The organism is Paenibacillus castaneae, from assembly GCF_002884445.1.
GTDB classification, from domain to species: Bacteria; Bacillota; Bacilli; order Paenibacillales; family Paenibacillaceae; genus Pristimantibacillus; species Pristimantibacillus castaneae.
Genome location: NZ_KZ614144.1, coordinates 5,309,871 through 5,332,292 on the forward strand (window position 1 = coordinate 5,309,871; position 22,422 = coordinate 5,332,292).

The 22,422-nt window shown below is 42.9% G+C and carries 15 protein-coding genes; 1 reads left to right on the top strand and 14 read right to left on the bottom strand.

Annotated features, from left to right (window positions below; all coding sequences use genetic code 11):
* Nucleotides 1–14 precede the first annotated feature (14 nt).
* From CEF13_RS23825 to rlmD, 6 genes are all read right to left on the bottom strand, one after another.
* Complete coding sequence (locus CEF13_RS23825) at nucleotides 15–1,652, bottom strand: extracellular solute-binding protein (protein ID WP_166742901.1); 1,638 nt, start codon at nucleotides 1,650–1,652, stop codon at nucleotides 15–17.
* 51 nt (nucleotides 1,653–1,703) lie between these two features.
* Nucleotides 1,704–2,582 carry a carbohydrate ABC transporter permease gene (locus CEF13_RS23830; protein WP_102714623.1) on the bottom strand — a complete coding sequence of 293 codons (879 nt, stop codon included), beginning with the start codon at nucleotides 2,580–2,582 and terminating at the stop codon, nucleotides 1,704–1,706.
* Nucleotides 2,582–3,538 carry an ABC transporter permease gene (locus CEF13_RS23835; protein WP_243864743.1) on the bottom strand — a complete coding sequence of 319 codons (957 nt, stop codon included), beginning with the start codon at nucleotides 3,536–3,538 and terminating at the stop codon, nucleotides 2,582–2,584. Before CEF13_RS23835 ends, CEF13_RS23830 begins: the two co-directional genes overlap by 1 nt.
* Before the next feature lie 408 nt (nucleotides 3,539–3,946).
* The gene (locus CEF13_RS23840) at nucleotides 3,947–9,025 is read right to left on the bottom strand and encodes an endo-alpha-N-acetylgalactosaminidase family protein (RefSeq protein ID WP_102714625.1); all 5,079 of its coding nucleotides are present in this window, start codon (nucleotides 9,023–9,025) and stop codon (nucleotides 3,947–3,949) included.
* Between the two features lie 324 nt (nucleotides 9,026–9,349).
* The gene (locus CEF13_RS28960; protein ID WP_166742900.1) at nucleotides 9,350–9,523 is read right to left on the bottom strand and encodes a hypothetical protein; all 174 of its coding nucleotides are present in this window, start codon (nucleotides 9,521–9,523) and stop codon (nucleotides 9,350–9,352) included.
* An 845-nt stretch (nucleotides 9,524–10,368) separates the two neighbouring features.
* Nucleotides 10,369–11,748: a 23S rRNA (uracil(1939)-C(5))-methyltransferase RlmD gene (gene rlmD, locus CEF13_RS23850; protein ID WP_424991983.1), complete on the bottom strand. Its 1,380-nt coding sequence runs from the start codon at nucleotides 11,746–11,748 to the stop codon at nucleotides 10,369–10,371.
* A 332-nt stretch (nucleotides 11,749–12,080) separates the two neighbouring features.
* On the opposite strand from rlmD, the gene CEF13_RS23855 reads away from it, so the two are divergent.
* Complete coding sequence (locus CEF13_RS23855) at nucleotides 12,081–13,058, top strand: tRNA dihydrouridine synthase (protein ID WP_102714629.1); 978 nt, start codon at nucleotides 12,081–12,083, stop codon at nucleotides 13,056–13,058.
* 544 nt (nucleotides 13,059–13,602) lie between these two features.
* On the opposite strand, the gene CEF13_RS23860 is transcribed toward CEF13_RS23855, so the two are convergent.
* The 8 genes from CEF13_RS23860 to CEF13_RS23895 all read right to left on the bottom strand — a co-directional run bounded on the left by CEF13_RS23860 (nucleotide 13,603) and on the right by CEF13_RS23895 (nucleotide 22,411).
* Complete coding sequence (locus tag CEF13_RS23860; RefSeq protein ID WP_102714631.1) at nucleotides 13,603–14,754, bottom strand: hypothetical protein; 1,152 nt, start codon at nucleotides 14,752–14,754, stop codon at nucleotides 13,603–13,605.
* 239 nt (nucleotides 14,755–14,993) lie between these two features.
* Nucleotides 14,994–16,067, bottom strand: coding sequence for an acyltransferase domain-containing protein (locus CEF13_RS23865; protein WP_102714633.1), 1,074 nt, complete (start codon nucleotides 16,065–16,067; stop codon nucleotides 14,994–14,996).
* A gap of 1 nt (nucleotide 16,068) precedes the next feature.
* A complete protein-coding gene (locus tag CEF13_RS23870) occupies nucleotides 16,069–17,994 on the bottom strand; it encodes an alpha/beta hydrolase family protein (RefSeq protein WP_102714635.1) in 1,926 nt (641 codons plus the stop codon).
* A gap of 25 nt (nucleotides 17,995–18,019) precedes the next feature.
* Complete coding sequence (locus tag CEF13_RS23875) at nucleotides 18,020–19,321, bottom strand: Gfo/Idh/MocA family oxidoreductase (protein ID WP_102714637.1); 1,302 nt, start codon at nucleotides 19,319–19,321, stop codon at nucleotides 18,020–18,022.
* Between the two features lie 136 nt (nucleotides 19,322–19,457).
* Nucleotides 19,458–19,958 (bottom strand): histidine phosphatase family protein, encoded by a 501-nt coding sequence (locus CEF13_RS23880; RefSeq protein WP_102714639.1) that lies wholly within the window; start codon nucleotides 19,956–19,958, stop codon nucleotides 19,458–19,460.
* A gap of 37 nt (nucleotides 19,959–19,995) precedes the next feature.
* Nucleotides 19,996–20,649: a cyclase family protein gene (locus CEF13_RS23885; protein WP_102714641.1), complete on the bottom strand. Its 654-nt coding sequence runs from the start codon at nucleotides 20,647–20,649 to the stop codon at nucleotides 19,996–19,998.
* A gap of 18 nt (nucleotides 20,650–20,667) precedes the next feature.
* Complete coding sequence (locus tag CEF13_RS23890; protein ID WP_102714643.1) at nucleotides 20,668–21,420, bottom strand: SDR family NAD(P)-dependent oxidoreductase; 753 nt, start codon at nucleotides 21,418–21,420, stop codon at nucleotides 20,668–20,670.
* A 97-nt stretch (nucleotides 21,421–21,517) separates the two neighbouring features.
* A complete protein-coding gene (locus CEF13_RS23895; protein ID WP_166742899.1) occupies nucleotides 21,518–22,411 on the bottom strand; it encodes a dihydrodipicolinate synthase family protein in 894 nt (297 codons plus the stop codon).
* Nucleotides 22,412–22,422 lie beyond the last annotated feature (11 nt).

The following is a 22,422-nucleotide window of genomic DNA, read 5'->3' on the forward strand; positions in this document are numbered from 1 at the left end:
TTCCAACACACCAGTTACTTATTCATTTGCGCATTTACTTCATCAATGGCTGTTTGTAGCCCTTTGCTATTATAATCTTCAATCACTTTATTCCAGTCCACTTGAACATCACCTTTGGACAGGATCACTTTAATGATATCATCGTTGAAAGGAATCGCACTAATTTTATCTTTCGCAGGTGTAGATAGGAACATAACATCATAGTTAGTAGGAATCGGTTTAAGGCTCTTCAACCACTCATCCTTCTTCTCATTCGAAATCATTACGATTTTCTCACCGAATTGTTCTATCTGGACACTAAGTGGCGCATTAAATGAATCATACCAAGAAGCAAGGGACCCGAACAGACCAGTAGATGGATAAATATCCCCTAATGCTTTATTTCCACCCGTCTTCTCATCTTTGCCAAGTGTGACAACCAGGTTCGTTCCATCCATTTTGAAATCCTTGCCTTCAAATCCGTAGTCTACTAACTTCCTGCCGTCATCCGATAGCAAGTAGTCATACAGCTTCAAGATGCGATCCATCTTAGCATCATCGACTTTCGCACTGAAATAACTCTCTGACCAGAAGGCTGCACCTGTAAATCGGTATGCATTGCCATCTTTATCGGTCCAAACAGGTAATATGGCAATCGAATCTTCAAATGATTTGTCATGTTCATATTTCTCCCATAGTTTTTTGATATCGTTCAACGCGTTAGGAGTTACTTGTGAAGCGATCGCACCCGCTTTACCTTGAGCGAATTTCTCCCAGCCATCGAGATTTTTCAAGATTGAAAAATCAGGATCTAATGCACCATCCACATAGAGCTGCTTCAATTGGCTTACGCCGTCAATCATAGTTTTCGAAGCTACGGAAGGTAGCCATTTCCCATCTTCATTGACCCATGCTCCGTTCATGTAGGCTGGATTACTACCAAGGAAAAGCGTATCGATAAAGCCAGGCAGCTTGACGGTCAAGCCGACCGTATCTTTTTTACCATTTCCATCTGGGTCTTTTTCTGCAAAACTTTTAAACATCGCTTCATACTCTTGGAATGACTTAGGCTCCTTAATTCCTAATTTATCCATCCAATCTTTACGAACCAAGATAGCGCGATCAAACAACCAAGCATCCGTGGAAGGCCCGGAAGAGCGAGGTAACATATAGAAACTACCATTTTTTTGCAGTGCTTTAACGTCGGGACGCTGCATCAGTTTCTGAACATTCGGGTAAGCACTTAGATCATCTGGAAGTGGTCGGATCAGTTCCTGCTCAATCCATTGGTTATATGTCGAGGATCCAACCATATCTGTACTGAAAATGTCTGGAAGTTCGCCTGAAGCACCCCATAACTTTAGCTTCTCAGAGTAGTCGGACCAGCTATACGTATATGGTTTGAATGTAATATTGAAATCTTTCTCCATCTTCGTGAGCATATCATCCGAGCCACGATTGGCCAAAGCCTTGTCGACATCCCAGAAGCCAACAGAGACTTCAAGATTCTCCTCACTGGCTGCTTTCGTTGTCGCTGCCGTTGCCGTTGCACTAGGACTGGCTGTAGGCGTATTACTGCTTGTAGCAGGGCCCGAACTTCCGCATGCTGTCGCAACCAGTGACATTGTCAACAAGGAAGCGATTACCAAACTTTTTCTCTTTTGTGTAAACATATAAACCCTCCTAAATTTTAGCATATCAAGAAAATTACTGTACTACCATCCTCATTCTTTCACTGCTCCGATCATGACTCCTGAAGAGAAATGCCGCTGTAGAAAGGGATACACTAACATCACTGGCAGGATCGTGACGATAACCGTTGCCATCTTGACGCCTTGCGGATACAAATCACTTTTCCTCGAGACAAAGGAGGAAGCAAAGCTGCTGTTCATGATTTTATTCACATCCACGAGCATTTCCCTTAAGTATAGCTGCATCGGAAACTTGGTGGTGTCTTGCAGGTAAAGGAACGCGCTCCACCATTCGTTCCATCGATCTACAGCGTAAAAGAGCGTGATCGCTGCCACAGTGGGCATGGAAATCGGAAGGATGATTCGGAGTAAAATTTGAATATCATTAGCGCCATCGATTTTGGCCGACTCCTCGAGTGCATCAGGAACGGTACGAAAGAAATTCATCATAATAATTAGATAGAACGTATTCACAGCAAGCGGTAAGATCATGGAGAACAAATTATTCATGAGATGCATGTTTTTGATGAGCAAATAAGTAGGGATCATTCCGCCATTGAAGAGCATGGATATTAAAATGAGTACGAGAAAGATATTTCTGCCCGGCATCTGTTTCTTGGTGAGGGCATACGCGCCAAACGTTGTAGCAACAATGTTAATCAGTGTCCCAACGACTGTAACGAAGAGCGAAACGTTCAGCGATTTCCATATTTGTGAGTCAGAGAAGATATAGCTATACGCTGTAATATCAAAAGATGTTGGCCACAGATAAACAATTTGCTTGGCTATCTTGGCAGGTGTGGCAAAGGAGATGAGCAGCACGTTATACAACGGCAACAACATGATCAGAACAACGATCATCAGGAAGATATGAATGCATACATCAGCAGCGCTTACGCGAGACAGCTTCATTAGAAGATCCCCCTTTCGCCCATTCGCTTCGCCAGAAGATTCGCCGAGAATAATAACAAGCAATTGACGATGGATTTAAACAAACCTACAGCCGTCGTAAACCCGAAATCACTGCCTTCGTAGAAAGTTAAGCGATAAATAAACGTATCTAAAATGTCTGCCACGCTATACACTCCCGGATTGTATAGATTAAATATTTGGTCGAAACCAGCGCCGCCCATCGTATTCCCTACAGCAAGAATGAAGAGTACGACGACGGTACTTTTAATGCCAGGCCAAGTAATCATCCTCATTTTCTGCAATCGACCTGCACCATCAATACTAGCTGCCTCATATAAGGTTGGATCAATACCAGCCATGGCAGCTAAGTAAATGATCGTCCCCCAACCCATTTCCTTCCAAATATTCGTAGTGAAAAGCATGCCTACGAAACTAGAAGGGTCCGTGAGTAGACTCACCTTCTGAAAGCCTAAGTATTGCAGAATCTGATTGAGCATCCCCATATCGTACAAAAAATTGCTCAGGATGCCTGACACGATGATCCACGATAGGAAATGCGGAAATGTGAACACCGTTTGATAGAATCGCTTCCACCGTGCGGAGCGAATTTCGTGAAGCAGCAAGGCAAACACGATAGGGAATGGGAACTCGATAATTAGTCTGCCAAAGGCAATGACCAACGTATTTTTTAATACATGCCAGAATTGCGGTAATTGAAACATGTACCTGAAATGCTCAAAATCGTTCCACGGGCTTCCGATGATCCCTTTGGCGAAATTATAGGATTTGAATGCGATGATCACCCCATACATGGGGAGATATTGAAAAATTACATAATAGGCTAGCAGCGGTAAGACCAGTAGATACAAATATCTAGCTTGCCACATGCGCTCCAGCAGCTTTCTCATTGGTCGCGTAGATACTGTCGTTCCTCCTGAGAGGGAATTCATGGCCATTGCAGTCCTCCTTTTCCCCTTTAATAATCCTTATTCGATTTATCCGTAACCGTTTACATTTCTAATTATACGGCCACTGAAACATTCCCCATATGGCAAGACTTTGTGTCGCGTATGTCTATTTTTTTGAACTTTACAAGTCTTATACTAAGAAAAAAATCCCTGCAGCAGCAAGGCCCCTTCGTTTCTACTTCATACATTCATATATATCAATACTTCAACATGAATTCGGAATGTGGATAATTCGAACCTGTGGATACGTCGTTTTGACTTCAAGATTTTGATTTGATAAGTAGATTGGATCAGTGTCTATTACCTGATTAAAAACAAGAAAGGCCCACAAGGGTGCACTTTTTTTCAAAGTGTCCTTCTTGTGGGTCACAGTTTATTTTAACTCATGATGGTATTTTATTTTCCAGGCTTTCCAGACTGATCGTGCGGGACAGTTACAGTTGCAGTTGCAACTGTTTGATTACCTGCATGGTCGGTAATCGTGTAAGTAATTGTATAAACGCGACCTGTTCCTTTACCAGCTCTTGTTGCACGCAAGCTGAACGACGTATCTTCTGAGCCCAAATTCGCTTGGATGTCACCTTCATCACTTTCCGGTTCGTTGCTGGTAATGGAGGTTAACAAAATGGATTTGATTCCTGACAAAGCATCACTCGAATCCAGCGTAGCATTTACTTTCAGCATTTTGTGATTGGCTGGCCAGAGTGTTGTAGGATCAAGCTCAATCTTGAGATTTGGTCCCGTCTTGTCGATCTTCACGGTTGCGGTATGCCGCTCCTCGACATTTCCTACCTTGTCTACGCTCCAGTATTGCAATATATGAACGCCTTCTTCCGTGAAGACAACCGAATTGCCCGTTTGCTCCTCACCATCGTTCACGATGTAATGGGTGCTTGCCACTCCGGTTCCGCTATCGGTTGCGTCCAGAAGTACTGTAACATCTTCATTCACCCAGTTGGTCGGCGCATTGTCTGTTGTCATTGGCGCTTCTTGATCGCCTTGAACCACAGTCACTTGGATGTTTGTTGTCAAAGGTACGTTGTTCGGATTGTCCACCCCTTCCGGCAAGGTTACGCTTCCATCGACCGTAAAGGTCTGTTCTGCCTTAACAGTTGGATCATAGCTTGAAGCCTCGACATTCCATGCCACATTTGTATTCATGCTTCCTGCATCCGTAATCAGTTCTACAGTGGCTGGCAATCCAAGCGCTTCTGCCGTCTTTTCCCTGCCGTTCGCCAAGTCTGTGATTGCTACAGGTGCTGTTATACTTAGGAGGTGTGTATCCGTCGTTGGATTTAGAAGTACATTAATCTCCGCGGCTGATGCCCAACCATTTTGGCCCGCCGTCGCTTCGAGCTTAACGTACGATCCAGTTGTCGCAGTAAACGTTGCGTTTTTCTCCTTGCTGTCATTTGCCCAATTTCCGCTCGCAACCTTGGTAAAGGTCACCCCATCCGAACTTACATAGATATTATAGGCAGTAATCGTTCCGTTTCCGCCTCCTGGTCTTGGAAGATACGTAACTTGATTAATCTTGTAGCTTCCTCCAAGTTTTAAGGTAATGGATTGCGGAAGAGGATCGGATTTATCCCATTTGGTATGCCATATCGTATTTGGTTTCCCGTCAATCGCCATAGACGCACTATTATTTTCACCACTTGTTTCCTGGCTCGTCGCTGTTGCCGTCATTTGTGACTGTGGAATCTTATTTACACTGACGGTTATGCTTGTTGTCAAAGGAATGTTGTTTGGGTTTAAAACATTATTTGGCAAAATTACTGTCCCTTTTACCATGAAGGTTTGCGCCTTAGAGGCATTCGGATCGTAATCTGCAGTGCTTAAATCCCATGTCACATTTGCACCGATACTCCCCAAATCGGTTTCCAACGCTATTTGTCCAGGCAGTCCAAGTGCAGCCGCGGTCTTGGCCGATTTCATAGCAACTCCCGCTATCGGTGCAAGTGTTGTAATGCCTGAAATGTTCATAGGTTGGTCATTGGTGATTACAGTAAAATTGTCAATAACTTGCGTTCCGGCAAGCAACACATAATAATCATCTGCATTTCCTGTTATAAATGTAAAAGCATTTTGGCCAGACTTGATGGTGTTATTCATAATAACTTCGCTAGTATTCTTATCAGATAGCACCTTGACAGTTCCACCAGCGCTGGATAAAAACCTTAGAAAGTATGTTTTATTTGGTAAAAGACGCAGCGTATACGGCATAGTTCTAACATCGTTGCCCAATGTTTTCAAGGAAAATTTACCGTCTAGCGTATCCATTGTGTAGGGCTTGTTGGTTTCCGACAAATGAATATTATTTGGAGATACTGTAGTCCGGATGAAAATACCATACCCCTCGGGAACGTTTTCAAAGTCCTCGTAAGCAACATAGCCACTCCGATCGGGTTTGTCGGTTTTGGTGACTCTGACGTCTGTAAATTTAGCTAAACTAGTCGCCGTTCCTCCGGTTCCTTTAAGTGTTAATATTGCGGTGGTCTGATCTTGTGGAACCGTAAATTCCACACTCATGATCATAAACTTACTGCCGGTTTTATCAGAATTATCCATATTCATCTTTATCGGCGAACTGCTCATGTAGTTGCTTTCTTCTTTACCATCCGTCGTTTTGACTGAAATTGTTGCAATTTTGTTTTCCGCTACTTCAGCCCAGACGGAAGCAACATATTTTTGTCCGCCTACAAGACCAGTCATCGTCTGCGTAACCGCTCCATCCTCAGCTCCATTGATTTCCAAATAGGTCTTTTCAATAGACGTATCCTTAATGCTGATATTTTCCGGTTTATCAGAAACTTTCGTCCAGTTATTAAAGTTGTGGCTGATAAAAGAAGCGTCTTTCACCGGACTACCCGTGCTCCACTCCTCGACTTGGACCGGAGCTGCTGTGTTGTTACCTTTATACACAACATAAGGCGTATTCTGTTCTGTACTGATTGTGATTTTTCCATTTTGCACAGGCACAATGACCTCATTTTGCTTACCTGTGGAAGTTAAGCGATAAAGTTTCACACTAGTCTGACCAGCCCAGCTGTTCGGCAGATCCCATGTAGAAGTTTTGGTGGTAGTTGGATTCCAGTGATAAATTTTATCCTCATTTTCCGGACTCCATGGAATAAATACAAGTTTATCCGACGCGACTAATTTACCATCCTTATAAATATTGCTTTTTCCATTTTCTAATTTTGAAGTTACACCGTTTGCAAAGGTTGCTACGGTCGACGTCATTTTCAAAAGCTCATTGTGCATTAAATAACGATAAGGAAGCTGTTCCGAAAACAACTGTTTAATGCTATTTGTAATGGTGCTGCCGCCCCATCCCATAAAATTGTCAGAACCACGGTTGTAGCCTCCGCGCAGCAAAGCGCTGTAGCCGTAGACGTCTTTATCTTGATGATGGACAAAACGATGGATTGTGCTGTTAATACCGGGATAGTGTACCCAAGTGGAATATTTATCTAATTGAGCTTTATTTTCTGTCCACACATGCCAATTATTTTGTTTGAAATTTGAACCAATTCTAAAAGCGTTATAACGGTCGTCAAAATACGTATCTAAATAGACGAATTTCATATTCGGAACGAGATTTTTCAAGTTATTAAAACGTTTATCCATCTCGCCAGCCGTAATATAGTTTTCGCGCTTTAAATCATATCCGTAATCACGAGTGCTATCCCAGCCATTCGGCGATACAAATTCCTCACGGAAGGTTTCAGCCTCCGGGTATATATTTGAATTGTTAACATGAGCGCCTACATCAGCACCGATTTTTAGCGCTTCTTTGCTGAGCGTCTCGAAATCTTCTGCTCCGCCTGCACCCGTATTGACATCGTCGGATACTGGATGACCGCTGTCATGGCCTTCGCTATTATAGCCCTTGATCTCGAGCATCTGCTCAAAACCGTCCGAATACAGATAAAACTTTTTCAAGTTATCCAATATACGCAGGAAGGGGTTCTGGGCACCAGAACCAAAGTTCATAGCAATGTGCGTAAAACTATTTGAAAGTTTTTCTGAGCCTGGCAGAAGACCGCGAACATCATTTAATGCCAAAGCTCCGTCCTGCCAATCTACTAAACCATCTGCATTGGCGTCATCTGTAATTACAACGGTGGTCTCGGGTTTGACGGTCGTTTTGTTGTCATAACCCCAAGGACGCCAAACAAACTCCGTACTCCACGCACCCGTATAATATTCGTTTCCAACTGGAAAACTCTGGTAGGCAAATTCGTGTAAATTATAGAGAACATTGTTGTTGATCGCCGCTGCAAGTTCGGATGTGTTGAAAATGGGAATATTGGCGTATTGATAGGTACTACCTGGAATAGGCGTACTCAAATTGTAAACCACATCTTTAATGTCATCCTGGCTTCCATCTCCGCCGGGAGGTCTAGACGGAACTGCTGCATTCAATGTTGCTCCCGTTTGACTACTCTTTACTGAAACCATACTGTTTTCAGGGAATCCAAGGCTGTAAATTGTAGTTTGAGATTCGTCAATGTTTGAAATTTCCATTGTTAAAGCATTTCCATTGAGTGTATAGATCGTATCAAACGCTGTTATATCTGGCACCACTACACGATAAGTCACACTAGTGTTTGTTGCATTCGTTACAGTTGCGCTTGCGTTGTAGTTTGTGCTATTTACCATCGCATAATAATTGGGCGTAAGCTGGCCGTACATTTTCTTTCCGTTGTAATCATATTCAATTACGCGAGGGAAAGCGCCATCCAAATCTACACTCATTTGATCTGACACGAGAGTTACATTCTCAACGGTCGACACGGTCGGCTTCAATGAATCCACATTGCGATATACAATGTTATCGATCTTTACGTCTGCATAGTCTTCTGTAATAAAGCCGATTTGACCTGCATTCGTATTCAATTGAGTAGTTTCAAAATTCGTCACTTCTTGTCCGTCAATCCAAAGTGTGATAACTTTGCCTACATAACGAACTTTAATTTTATATTGGCGTGAGGGAAGCTCTGTTGTCGTATCCGCAACAACATATTTATCAAGTCCGGTACTGTTTTTTATTTTCCATAAAGCAAAATTCCATTCACTTCGCACGGTAACACACTCAAGCGCAGACCAGTTGTTTGCCTGGTCACCCCGAAATACTAGACCGAACCCGCCATTACCATTCATAGGTTCTAGGGTAAACTCTACTTCACCATTATCAATAATGGGTGCATTACCAACTAAGACTTGTGTCTTCCCTGTTATACGTAAGCTATTGTTTTCTGCTGAGACAGTTCCGCTACCTGAAATCTTATTAATATCAGTAATACCACTAGTAAAGTCATTTTTATATTCAAAAGGAATAGATGTAGATGTAAATGTAGCTGCATTCACTGAATTAGAACCATAAGTTCCAACTAATTGAGAAAATAGAAGTGCACCTGTTAAAAATAATACCGAACTTCTTTTCAGACTAATGCGGTGTTTTTTCATAAGATCTCACCTTCTTCTTAAAATTTATTCAAATGGAATACATTGAAATATAAGCGCCATTATGACTAAATTATTCACAAGGAAAATGTCATTGCATCATTGCGAAATCACTTTTCTGGACTTTATACTCACTACCTCCTTTCCCAGAATTTCATTAGCTCTACCCCAAATATGGGAAACGCTCACCAATGCAAGAGTAGGTCAATACATTCAGATCAAAATATTTTCTTGAAGGGACTGATAAAAGTGGGGTTAATTGGTTGATAATTTCATTAGCAAAAGCATGCTTCGAATTCAATGTAGTGGAAATAGAGGGCGGGAATCCTACCTGAGAAGCGTATTGCGACCAATTGCAACAGCCCATGGCGATACAATTGCACATAACAAGCCCTTTATGGCTTTAACGGTGAGCTGGATGTTCTCCTTCTCTTTTTCGCAGACCACCTCCTCTATCGGATGAATCTCCACTTTCATAAGATATCGCTTCAGCTTGGGCATGGATTTACTCCCGAAGCGGTAGCTGATCCCGCCTATGACCTGCTTCAATTCTCGAAAGGTACATTCGATCTCGAATCGGTAGCTGTAGATCCAGTAGTTACAAATATCTAGCTTGCCAAATGTGCTTCCAGTAGCTTTCTCATTGGTCGCGTGCGAGTGTAAGACTGAGGGGATTCTGTCGTTCCTCCTGAGAGTGAATTCATTGCCATTGCGGTTCTCCTTTTCCCCTTTAATGACCCTCATTCAGTTAATTGTAATCGCTTACACATTAATTATAAGGCCACTGAAACGTTCCCCATATGGCAGGACTTTGTGTGGCGTATGTCTATTTTTTTGAACTTTACAAGTCTTATACAAAGAAATAAGTCCTGCAGCAGCAGGCTTCCTTCGTTTCGACTTCATACATTCATATATATCAATACTTCAATACTTGGACCTCAGCTAAACTTAAATTATTCGTGCATGTTAATTGAATCTTGACGTACTACCGCTTGTTCCACCAGCATTGACAGTCGTATTCGGATTCGGATACGCCGCCTGGTGCGAGGACCATGCCTGATTCATACTTGCCATTTCAAGCAACATAACGAACGAATCGTACAGCAACAATTAGCCAATAGAAAAGCGGAACTAATCGTATTGTTTGAAGCGCGGCAAGAACTCACCGAGCAATTACTAGTTTTTAAAAATGAAATAGAACGGTTCTCTACCCTCGACATTGACGATGTACAGGTCATGAAACACGTTCTAAAAAGGTTAATATACAAAATTGAAGTATTCGAGGGCGAAAAGATTAAAATTCACTATAACCTTTCCAACCCTCTTACACAGAACTAAGATACTGTCTAATCGACTGTGTCTTTTCTTTCAAGTCTTGCCACACATTCCACATGCACGGTATGCGGGAACAGGTCGACAGGTTGCACGGTTTTAAGCGTGTAGCCGAATGGCAGCAATTCAGTTACGTCCGTTGCGAATGTGTCAGGATTGCATGATACATAGACGATCCGTTTTGGTTTGGAGCGTCCAATGCGGCGCATCACTTTCCCGCCAGCTCCGCTACGTGGTGGGTCTATCAACAGAATATCTGCGAATCCGAAATGATCATGCATCTCATCTAGTCCCCTGCGTGCATCACGGGCAAGGAATGTCGTGTTATGCAAATCATTATCGATGGCATTCCGTTTTGCGGATTCAATCGATGTCTCGACAATCTCGATTCCCGCCAATTCCTTCACACGTGCAGCGAACGGTAATGAGAACGTGCCGACACCACAAAACAGGTCGATCATTTTCTCATCTTCCTTTGGTTTCCCCATCTCAAGCGCAAGGTCCACAAGCTTTTTGGCCTGTAAAGGGTTCGTCTGGAAAAATGTATCGAACCAAAGACGATAGCGATAGCCTGCCATTTCATCATAAATGAAATCACGCCCCGCTAACAGATGCGTATCCTCGGATTGTGTGCGATCCGCCCAGTCTGTGTTCACAAGCCAAAGCAAGCTTTTCACATTCGGGAACTTCTTCGTGATCCGCTCGACAAGATTTCGGGCTGCAGACGCCAATTCACCATCAGGCGTTTTCGTAGCAAACAATGCCAACATCATTTCGCCGGTCGCAAACGATTCCCGCACCATCAAATGACGAAGAAGCCCCTCATGTGTATCTTTGTCATAACCTTTAAGGCCGAACTCTTTTACCCATTCGCCGACTTCCAGCATGCCATCGACCATATTCCGACCTGCAATCAGACAGGTTTCCAGTGGGATGATCTTGCGAAAATTCCCTTGTTCATGCATTCCAATATCCCCTTCAGGGGAAAACGTGAACTCCATCTTATTACGATAATGCCAAGGGTCGTCCATGCCGATCGTATCCAGTACCAGTTCTGAATCTAATCCTACACGTTTCAATGCGTTCTTCACATGGTTAGTCTTATGCTTTAATTGGCCTTCATACGTCCAGTGTTGCCATACACAACCTCCGCAAAGCTCAAAATGAGGACAAGGTGCATCCGTCCGTTCGGGGCTTGCTAATAAAATCTCTTCAGGCATTACCTTTTTTCTTTTCTTATCGGGATCATCGACGACGACCTGCACGGACTCCCCTATGAGCGTCTGCGGAATCGTCAGCCTCAGCTTTCTAGGATTGGAACCTTTACTCTCACGCAAAATCACAGCTTGTCCATTGCCTTTTTCATCTAAATGGTCAATTTCCGCAACGAGCATTTCTTCTTTTATAATAGTCAAGGAATAATTCCCCTTTCAACGTCAATTCATTTATGGAAGTATTATTTTCACAATGCTTTTGTACCTCTTCAAAACAGACATACCTTGTCATTATAACGAAAATGGGTCTGAGTGAACATGCAGATCTTACAAATTCAACAACATCAAGTTTGATTTGTGATGTGTGATGGGTGACAGACACCAAATATGTGTCTGTCGCTCACACAATCAATTCTGTGCATCAAACGAAAAAAAATGATACTATGTATGATGGGTAAAGGACTTCGCTATAGCTTATCTCGTTTTTATATGTTGCAACAGGAGGAAGTAATATGAGTAACGAACAAAATTTTTGGCTTGATTTACCAAAGCCGTTTTTTATATTAGCACCAATGGAAGATGTCACAGATGTTGTATTTCGTCACGTCGTTAGTACAGCTGCAAAACCCGACGTATTTTTCACAGAATTCACAAGTACAGATAGTTATTGTAATCCTGCAGGAAGAGCCAGTACTCGTGGTCGGTTAACGTTTACAGAAGATGAGCAACCGATCGTCGCTCATATTTGGGGCAATAAACCTGCATTTTTTGAACAGATGAGTATTGATATGAAAAAACTAGGCTTTCGTGGTATCGATTTAAACATGGGATGCCCAGTCCAAAACGTCGCATCCAATGGAAAGGGTTCTGGATTAATACAACATCCTGAAGTTGCTGCCGAAATTATTCAAGCAGCAAAAGCAGGTGGATTGCCGGTTAGTGTTAAAACAAGATTGGGGTACTTTGAAGTTGACGAGTGGCGCGATTGGTTAGGGCATATATTGAAACAAGATATTGCGAATCTTTCCATTCACCTTCGTACAAAGAAAGAGATGAGTAAAGTAGAGGCGCACTGGGAGCTAATTCCTGAAATAAAAAAATTACGCGATGAAATTGCACCAAATACGTTGTTAACAATTAATGGAGATATTCCTGACCGCGCAACAGGATTAAAATTAGTGGAACAATACGGCGTTGATGGTGTCATGATTGGCCGCGGCATTTTCACCAATCCTTATGCTTTTGAAAAAGAACCTAAAGAACATAGCGCGAAGGATTTTCTCAATTTACTTCTTTTACAGTTGGATCTTCACGATAAATATTCAAAAGAAAACGAACCACGTCCATTTAAACCACTTCTTCGCTTTTTCAAAATCTATGTTCGTGGATTTAGAGGCGCAGGCGAACTAAGAAACCAATTAATGGATACCACGTCAACAGATGAAGTACGTCGTTTAGTAAAACCTGTTTTAGATCAAGAATTAGATTGAAGCATACCCACTTGTGAATGATTAAAAAGACTTGCTGTTGAAACAAGTCTTTTTAAGGAATTATAGTTTTATTCTAAATAGAACTCTCGAATAGCTATAATGTCTGCTGTTGTTAGATTGTACTCTTTAAAAAAGTACCCTTCGTATGTACCTTACTCAAATTTAATTCGCTCTAATGCTGTTTCCATATAAATCGATTTTATAACTGCCATATTTTATAAGTATTTAGATCTTACGCAGAAATGTTTGCGATATCAATACGACTACATCAAAAATAATGAGAGACCTCCCAAGAGTTCAATGAACTCATGAAAGGTCTCTCATTTTTGCACTATGTGGTCAAACGACGTAATTCCAAGGACAAACCCTTGCTACGTAAGGACTCAAGCCCCTTATTACATCATGCCGCCCATACTACAAAGCGTCACTAGTAAATTATTTTCTCATGGAGAGTTTCCGATGAGCAATTCTGTGTTTATCATGATCCCATATCCTCCGGAATAGCACGATTTCATCTTTAGTTTGTTCGGCATGGTTTCGAAGTTCAATCTTCGGTCCAATGGATAAATGCCGACTTTGCATTACTCTGTCTTCTCACAACTACTGTAACGTAGTCCGATGTGGATTGTAGCGTATTTTCAAAGAGGGTAATTTCAGCAGAAGAAGAAAGGATACGCACATTCTTTTTGACCTTGATTGTAAAATAATTAAGCAGTCCAGGCAGCTTATAACCAGAAAGCCTGGAGAAATCCAACAAGCAGCCTGTTGGCTTAGACTGCAACGTTACTCCCCAGCGGTAAACCAATTGACTAAAGCCTTCTGCGGTGTTTGCAGCCAACATCGTATCAAACCGCCACTGGTATGGTTCAAGAAATTTCACCCAACGACTAACCACTTCTCCATTGAGTTCTGGGTTAGGATGAAGTAAATTGGGCCAGTGCATGCCACAGATCGGACCATTGATCTTCCCGCTTACATCCGGATCCAGCACGTTCCATTGATAGAGGTCCTTACCGCGGTTAACGGCAATCAAAGGTCCATCAAATCCAAAAAGCTCCGATTCCGGCTGCTTTGTCATCGGCATCCCCTCGAACGGAAGGGAATGATACTTTACGCCGAATTGTTCAAGAATAAAGGCAAGTCCTGCTTCCCCAGCCCCATAATGATGTTGATGCGCAGTAGCTACGAACGATTCGGGAAAAGGTCCGAGATCATTTTCCTCAAGTATCGCTGCAAATGCTCGTAAATGTCCAAGCACGCTTTCCCTTGGTCTCATGTTTCCGACTTTATCATGCCATTCCGCTCTCTCCAGGACGCCGCCATTACCCCAATATTCATGGCCAATTCCATGCAATCCCACTTCAATAAAACGGTTCTCGTTTCTTATGATGGCTGCAGCTTCTTTTAACAAAGGAGATGATTTCCATGGGTTGCTCCATCGTTCACCCATGTGTGTTGAATCTGGGAGCATTTTCAATCTGTCGGTTTGATCCCACTCGCTCAAAATGAATGAAGCCTGTGGACGCATGCCAAGCTGCTTGCCCAATTCCGCAATCGCTTCATAGTCCATCGGATGATGGTCTCGATCAATGTCTGATCTCCACGGTCCGTTCTCGTTGATACTGCTCTTCCCCGTCCACCAGCCTACATCATCAATGACGATCTGGACAGCAAGAGGGATACTTATTCTATTCATTTCTGTCACTCCTTCCTTGATCAGCTATTCACACTTTTTTGGTATTCTCCAATTTCCGTACCAGCGTGAATGCTCAGGTACCGGATCTTGGTCCCATCCTTTAAACAAATCCTGCACTCGTTACATATTCAAATTTATAGGTCCTTCGTAAGGTAAATAGGCTAATGGACATTCCTGAAACCTCTGTTCCAATTGATCAATGAACATCCATTCCCACCGAACTTCCATTCGAAAGCCTCCTATGTCAACTGGATTGCTCCTTGCTTCTTCTGGTAATAAGCCGGGCCCCTTCTGAGATCGTCAATTAATAGAAATCCTGCAGCTGAGCGCATGGACTTACCTGACAAAATATGTCTTTTGACGGCTCTCTGCAATGTAGTTGCTTCCGGCAATGTATGCAAGTCCTTTGGCTTCTTTACAAACACAGTTTCATAAATGGAATCACTGTCAACAACTTGATATAAATAATAGTCCGCCTGAAACTTCACCAAATTCGAGGTTTTAGGCAAAATCTCCTGTAGCTGCGGATCGAACATCCAAGTATCGCAAATGAAGCCTTTAAAGCTATGCTCTGGAAGCAGCCTTGAAAATTGTTCTATCGCTCTCTGGTATGACTCTTCCAGCAGCTCATAGTCTAGTTTCTCTCCGCGAGGAATATGGACATCCAGCAGCCAATCCCCCTCGTCTAGCATCAATTCCCATTCGTCAACACATAGCCTTACAGGCCGCGACAGAGCAGTGCCATAAGGTGTTATCGGATATCCGTCACCATTTATTGCAACAACTTTGCCGCTATTGCAGTGACGATAAACACGTACTGGAACATTATTCTTTATAGGAATATACTGTAGTCGGCCTATCCTGAATAGCCTGCCTTGGAAGTGATTGATCAGCCAGTCAAGAAGGAATGCTTCGATGCCCCAGTTGCCTGTTCGGTTCCTCGACTCTTCCATAACGATACCGATGTCGCTTAAAGTATCATAAAGAACTACTTCTGAAAGTTGATGCATAGTATAGTATTCTATTAACCATGGCAGGTTCGAAATCGCAACAATGAGCGGAAACATTCCCGCTGCAGGTCCCATCTCCCTCTCCGGTGCTGGGCAATTCCCCACATTATATTCATCCAGGTTATTATGTTCATAAATCAGACTTTTCCAGAATATCGCAAGAGATGTCAGTTCCTCACTTTCCCTGATCATCTCCAGTGCATTATTCAATGCACTTAATTTCTCTTCACTTAGCTTAAAATATTGATTGGCGCCTGCGATGTATTCATCAGTTAAAAAATACAACTGCCGCTCAATGCTCATACTACTGAATCTCTTCCGGAAAATGTTTCAATAATACCAATTCCTTCTCACCTTTAGGTAAGGCAGATCGCAGCACTTGCGCAAAGTTATTTTCACCCATGTTAAACAACACCAATTTCTTTGCTGCTGCATGGATTACGGAAGTGACAAAGCTCCCTGCCGAGCGGAAATGCGGCACAAAAAAACGTGTTGCAAAATGCGCATCATCTTCAACGTCCATCATATATTCATTCATTTCAATTGCAGCAGTATTCACGCCATGAAGATACGGCAATGCGGCAAGCGTCCAGCCTCCTGCTTCCCCTATTCCGACCACGTTCAGCTCACCATTGCTCTCAGATTGGAGGAACTTAAAGACCGATATAATATCATGTACACGCAGCGTTGTATCGGTTAAATTATAGGTTGTTATATTTTCCATACATATGCAATCTCTTGCTGTTCCAAAACCTTCGGTTAAATGAATAGTTGCAGTTGCAATCGCATATCCTTCATCCAAATAGCTTTCGAGCATCGGCTTCCATTTTTCATCCCTTAACAACCCTTTTTTTCCTCCGGGATGAACCATAAATACTGTTTTCCCATTGTGTTCGATTGATTTATTTCTTGCAAGCAGCAATGAAATAGGTGTACCTTCACTTTCATTGCTGATGCTCATCCGGCGAACATCGATGGGCTCGGCAAAATCTCTTTCATCATCATTCAAAGCATTAGTTTGAATTTCTTGCACGTCAAAGGCGTCACTTAGCTGCGGAACACAAAGCGAGTGCTGCATAGCCGTAAGCAAAATCTGTTTATCCTCCGGTTCTTTACTATTCCAAAGTTGTTGTAAGGTTTCCTGCTTTTCACGTTTCTGCAACGCAAACAATTCGGCTTTGGACGAGACGCCCCTAGAGGGAAAACCGTCAGAGAAAATACGGAATCTCTCTAAATCTCCGAAGTTTACCTTCTGTTCCTTCCATGGCTCGTCTCTCCCCGCCAATTGTTTTCCAAACCAGCGATAGACCGCTTCCCTTGTATTCTTATTGTAATTGTGATTTGCGTCATCATAGAAATAGTCAACTTTATCTTCGGCGCCATACAACTTATATATTTCTCTTAAGGCGGGATATTCTACGGTAGGCACATTTCTCGACCAATCTCCTGTACAACCGACAACGAGCAAAGGCCGCGGTGCGAACATCGCAGTGAACTCTACGTTATTGGCGTCAATCCGCAAATGGGGTGCATTCTCACAGCGGCAGCCGCCTTGAAAATGTGCCGAGACCATATTAACCGGGACGCTTGCTTTCAGACGTTCGTCGACAGCTCCAAGCAAAAAGGCTTGCGTCGCCCCGCCAGAAGCACCCGTACAACCGATGTTTTGCGCATCAATTTCAGGCAAATTCAACAAAAAGTCGAGGGACCGAATACTGTTCCATAGTTGAAGTCCTAATAAGCCGATACCCCATATTTGCTGCTCCTCGCCATCATAGGCATGCCCGACCTGCTTGCTGTCCAAATAGCCGACCATATCATAGGAGAACGCAGCCATTCCCATTTTGGCAAAGTTTGCGCATCTTGTTGGAATTTCTACAGGCTGTTCACTTGTGCCGTCTTCAACCATTTCGAGACGACCGTGACTCCAATGCCCATGCGGATTCAATATGCCTGGCAGTAGACCGGATTTGTTCAACGGACGGTACAGGTTGCCGGTAACATAATATCCTGGATAGCTTTCAAACACGACCTTTTCGATCGTAAAATCATCATAGGTAATTTTATCGAATATTTTTGCGTTCAAATTGCATTTATGCGGAAGCGGCCAAAGACCGGCACTTACTAAAATTCGCTCTTGCAATTCGCTGCGTCTTGCTTCCCAATGCTCCAACTGGTCATAGGACTTTAGCCTGTTAACAGTTTCCATATATCTAAGCTCGGTTCTCAAGATTTCGACCCCTCCGTGAAAAATATCATTTTTTTTCATCCCAGAACTTTACTAAATCTGCAACATGGACAGGCAATCCAGTGTTTATTGATTTATTGGCTGCGATTCCGGTTAGAATCGACATTGCCCCATCAATATGGGAGGCAGCACGACCGAAACGATCCTCAGTTTGTTCATTGAAAATATCATACAATAACAGCTCATCTCCGCCGCCATGTCCTCCATGACCTTCAGCCACTTCCACTTCATATGGGGCATCGAACATCGGATGAACCATAATCCTTTTTCCGATTAAAGCGCCTTCATCTTCCTTGTCCCCGCCAGAGTTAATATAGGATTGTTCCGTAATTTTGACTTCCAATCGCCCTTTGCTGCCATTAAATACTACAATATAGCCTTCCCAAGGCATATAAGCATTTAATGAATAATTTAATATAGCTTTGTTGTTGTATTTCACCATTACACCCATCGTATCCTCGATGCTGATTCCATCGCCAAAAACACTTTGATCCCGCTGATACCCATCCTCATGCTCCGCTTCCAAATACATCTCTTTCAAATACACATTCTCCGACATATGTAGGGCAAACGGATCCTGCTTAGCTGCCTCACTGCCATAACTCCGTTGATAAAACTGAGTAACTCCTCTTTTCTCCGCATTTTCCCGACCATAAAATCTTAGATCACCTAATGCATATACGGTTTGCGGCGACGTTCCCAGCCAAAAGTTAACAAGATCAAAGTGATGTGTAGACTTATGAACGAGTAGTCCTCCGCTATTTCGTTTATCTCTATGCCATCTGCGGAAATAGTCCGCACCGTGGCTTGTATTCAACAGCCATTCAAAATTTACAGAGAATACTTCGCCAATGACACCGTCCATAAGCAGCTCTTTAATTTTCATATTATGGGGAGCATAACGGTAATTGAAAGTTACTCTAATACTGCGACCGGTTCGATTGACAGCATCTAAAATTTCTTGGCATTTCTCTGCGTCAACCGTCATCGGTTTCTCTGTAATGATATCGCATCCCAGTTCCATGGCCCGAATAATATAATCGTGATGCGTGCGATCAATGGTTGTTACGATCACACAATCGGGTTTCCGTTCGCGAATCATTTGTTCAAATTCATTCGATTTGTACGTCGGCACTTCGGAGTAGTCATAATTTTGTGCCAGCATCCGGTTGGCATAATCCATGCGAGTTTGATTGATATCACAAAAAGCGACCAACTCTGCAGTTTCATTAAAACTTTCCGCTATGGCTGAATAAAATAGGTTCGCTCTCCCGCCCGCTCCTACTAAAGCGTATCTTTTCTTTGACATACACATTCAACCCCTATTTAATCATTAATTTAAGATCGATTCAGAACTTAAATGCTTTGTTGAGCCGTAAACAAATTTCCATTGCCCGCTCTCCAGCTCATACTTGTTCAATGCACACATTTTTCCGTCAAAGCCTTCAAGCGGATTCGGTAGATGCCCCATGTCCTACAATTAGAATTGTACCGTCATAGCGTTCGATAATTTGATCCAATGCTTCTTTCACACGATGCAAAACTGCGCCTTCATAATCCGTTTCAGGGTATTGCGGTTGAACGTATGAGCGGTATTCCGAATTGACGCGTGGAAAGATCTCACTCGCTTCCTCTAACGAAACTAGTTCAGGTGAAGTAGCAAACCAGTCCGGATTTAGCATCTCTATAAATCCGTATTCGATATGAATAGGTAAATCTAGCTTTTCTGCTACAATATGAGCTGTCTGCAGGGTTCGAAAAAACGGAGAACAAAAAATATGCGAGACATTTTCATTTTTCAAAAATTCACCTGTCTCCTGCGCCTGAGTGATCCCTCGATGGGACAAAGGAACATCATCCCTCCGTTTGAGATAATGTCTCCAATACGTTTTGTCGTCAATATCTAGACGGATTCCATGCCGCAAAATAAATATTTTATCTACCATGAATGATGTCCCCCATTTTCTGCGAATGACCTCATCCTTACATATTCTCAATCAGAACGGCTCTGCTAGGAGTACTGTTTACCCCGGGTATTAGCAAAGGCAGTGAAATTAACGTAAACGGACCCTTCCCTGCCACTTTGCGTAAATTGACCACCGGGGCTATCAATAGCCCATCGTGCTCGTAGAAATGCCGCAGTAGCGAGCCATCGTCATTTCGAGGATCCTGAATATGAGTAAGATCGGTGCCCAATATGCTCACTTTGCGCTGAACTATCCAATCCATCGCATCGGGAAGGAAGTACGGATTCTGTTCAACATAGCCAGGCTTGTTCCAATTTTTATCCCAACCTGTGCTGACTAGCAATGCATCTCCTGATTCAAGCACACTTCCGATTGCCGCTTCAAGCTCAGCAGCGCTAACGGATTCCAAAGGCTCCTTCTCTTCCAATTGGGCTACCCAAGCTTTTTTAATAAAGCGATCCACCGGCAATTGATCGATTGTTTCAGTCCCGGCAAACAAATGATTGCGATTTTCAATATAAGTGCCAGCCAGCGAATGAAACAGAAAACGATGGGAGCTGAAGCCATCCTTGTCCACAGTTGCAATAGGATCAATGGCAACCTTAGGAAACGGTTCTCCATAGCCCCACATGCCACATTCAATCGGTCCTGTTAAATCATAAACTTTCATTGCAATCGCCCTCCCTATTTAAAATGCAAGTTGACCGCCGTCAACTATAATCTCTGTACCCGTAATAAATGCCGCATCTCCTGATGCTAGAAAAGCAAATACTCCGGCTACATCACTGGGCTTTCCTACTTTTCCAAGAGGAATCTTCATGCGAATATATTGTTCAACAAATTCGGGATCATCGATTGCTTCGGACATTGGAGTCTGAATATAACCCGGACAAACCGAGTTTACCCTTATATTGTATTTCCCAAGTTCTAATGCCATCGTTTTCGTCAATAAAACAATGCCGCCCTTAGATGCATTGTAATGTGCGTATTTGGCCTCTCCAACAATTCCGTTGGTTGATGCCATATTGATGATGACTCCTCCGCCCTGCTTGACCATTTGGCGTGATATCCGTTGGGCGGTATAAAACATACCATTTAAATTAACGTCTAGCATTTTGCGCCAATTATCATCCTTTAATTCAAGAAAGTCCTCTTCCCAAGCAATACCCGCATTGTTAGCCAAAATATCCACCCGGCCCCACTCCGCGACGGTGCGTTCAACAGCATGTTCAACCTGATCCGCATTGGAAACATCGACTACAAGGGGCAGAACCTCGTAACCCAGCTCATTGCAACGTTGCTCCGCTTGATCCAGCTCTTCTTCATTGTTGGAGACCAGGGCTACTTTCGCCCCTTCTGAAGCGAAACGTTCAGCAATCGAATTTCCGATTCCACGGCTCGCCCCTGTGACGAAAGCAACCTTGTTTGTAAATCGTCTCATTACCTTCACCCCTTCTGCTTACTAATTAAGAAAAAAATAAGGACAATCCGGCAGACGCGATTATCCTTATTAGAATTAGATTAGTTACTCATCCATATTAATTTGCAATTGCATCACTTTCCTTTGTTGCTATTTGGTAGCCCAACATAAGTTCTTTTATTCTTTGTCCATCCGCAGGAAGCAGCGGTAGTCTTGTTTCGCTGCTCGTAAATATTCCAAGATGATAGAATAATTGTTTCGTCGTCGGGATTTCATCCCCAGGGCCAAACATATGAATAAATGGAAGAATAGACTTAGAAAAAATTTGATAGCTTGTTTCGCGATCTCCACTGTTGTAGGCATCCCAGGATGCTTTGAATTCCTTAGGCATCACACATGGGGCAATAATCATATTGCCGTCAATGCCTGCTTCAAAGTTACGGAAACAAACAATGTCGTCCCCGCCAAATACAATTAAATCCGTTTCTTGCTTTAATGCGCGAATTTTTGAAACAGAATGGTCGGTCATTTTAATCGCTTTGATTCCTGGTACCGAGTCAGCCAATTGAATTAATTCTTTCGCAGTAAATCGTGTATTGGTCGTCACAGGGTTGTCATAAAAAACGATATCCAAACCGGTTTTCTCAGCAATTTCACCAACATATTCGACTACCATATTCAGAGAGTTAGGGAAATAGTATGGACTCGGAATTAATGCCGATGTGACACCAACAGCCGCTGCACGCAGTCCGATCTCGATTGATTCCTCAGCATTCGTATGTCCAAGGCCGACTACTAATTCTTTTCCCTTTGGCATTTTCTTGGAAAGATAGTCAACCGTTTCAATTCGTTCCTCTTTTGACATCGCAGGCGCTTCCCCTGTGCTTCCACAAACAACGTATCCTTCCAGGCTATCGATTGTCCTTTCAATCAGTTTATCAAAATCACTAAGATGCAATTTGCCATTTAAAAATGGCGTTGGAATAACTGGAATGTTACCGATTAAAGCCATTGTCAATCCCT

What these genes read in the sequence shown, in the direction of transcription:
- CEF13_RS23875 (WP_102714637.1), bottom strand. Translation starts at nt 19,321, where the DNA reads ATGTCAAAGAAAAGATACGCTTTAGTAGGAGCGGGCGGGAGAGCGAAC.
- CEF13_RS23880 (WP_102714639.1), bottom strand. Translation starts at nt 19,958, where the DNA reads ATGGTAGATAAAATATTTATTTTGCGGCATGGAATCCGTCTAGATATT.
- CEF13_RS23895 (WP_166742899.1), bottom strand. Translation starts at nt 22,411, where the DNA reads ATGGCTTTAATCGGTAACATTCCAGTTATTCCAACGCCATTTTTAAAT.
- CEF13_RS23825 (WP_166742901.1), bottom strand. Translation starts at nt 1,652, where the DNA reads ATGTTTACACAAAAGAGAAAAAGTTTGGTAATCGCTTCCTTGTTGACA.
- CEF13_RS23865 (WP_102714633.1), bottom strand. Translation starts at nt 16,067, where the DNA reads ATGAGCATTGAGCGGCAGTTGTATTTTTTAACTGATGAATACATCGCA.
- CEF13_RS23830 (WP_102714623.1), bottom strand. Translation starts at nt 2,582, where the DNA reads ATGAAGCTGTCTCGCGTAAGCGCTGCTGATGTATGCATTCATATCTTC.
- rlmD (WP_424991983.1), bottom strand. Translation starts at nt 11,748, where the DNA reads ATGCTCGTTGCGGAAATTGACCATTTAGATGAAAAAGGCAATGGACAA.
- CEF13_RS23860 (WP_102714631.1), bottom strand. Translation starts at nt 14,754, where the DNA reads ATGAATAGAATAAGTATCCCTCTTGCTGTCCAGATCGTCATTGATGAT.
- CEF13_RS23840 (WP_102714625.1), bottom strand. Translation starts at nt 9,025, where the DNA reads ATGAAAAAACACCGCATTAGTCTGAAAAGAAGTTCGGTATTATTTTTA.
- CEF13_RS23855 (WP_102714629.1), top strand. Translation starts at nt 12,081, where the DNA reads ATGAGTAACGAACAAAATTTTTGGCTTGATTTACCAAAGCCGTTTTTT.
- CEF13_RS23835 (WP_243864743.1), bottom strand. Translation starts at nt 3,538, where the DNA reads ATGGCCATGAATTCCCTCTCAGGAGGAACGACAGTATCTACGCGACCA.
- CEF13_RS23890 (WP_102714643.1), bottom strand. Translation starts at nt 21,420, where the DNA reads ATGAGACGATTTACAAACAAGGTTGCTTTCGTCACAGGGGCGAGCCGT.
- CEF13_RS23885 (WP_102714641.1), bottom strand. Translation starts at nt 20,649, where the DNA reads ATGAAAGTTTATGATTTAACAGGACCGATTGAATGTGGCATGTGGGGC.
- CEF13_RS28960 (WP_166742900.1), bottom strand. Translation starts at nt 9,523, where the DNA reads ATGCCCAAGCTGAAGCGATATCTTATGAAAGTGGAGATTCATCCGATA.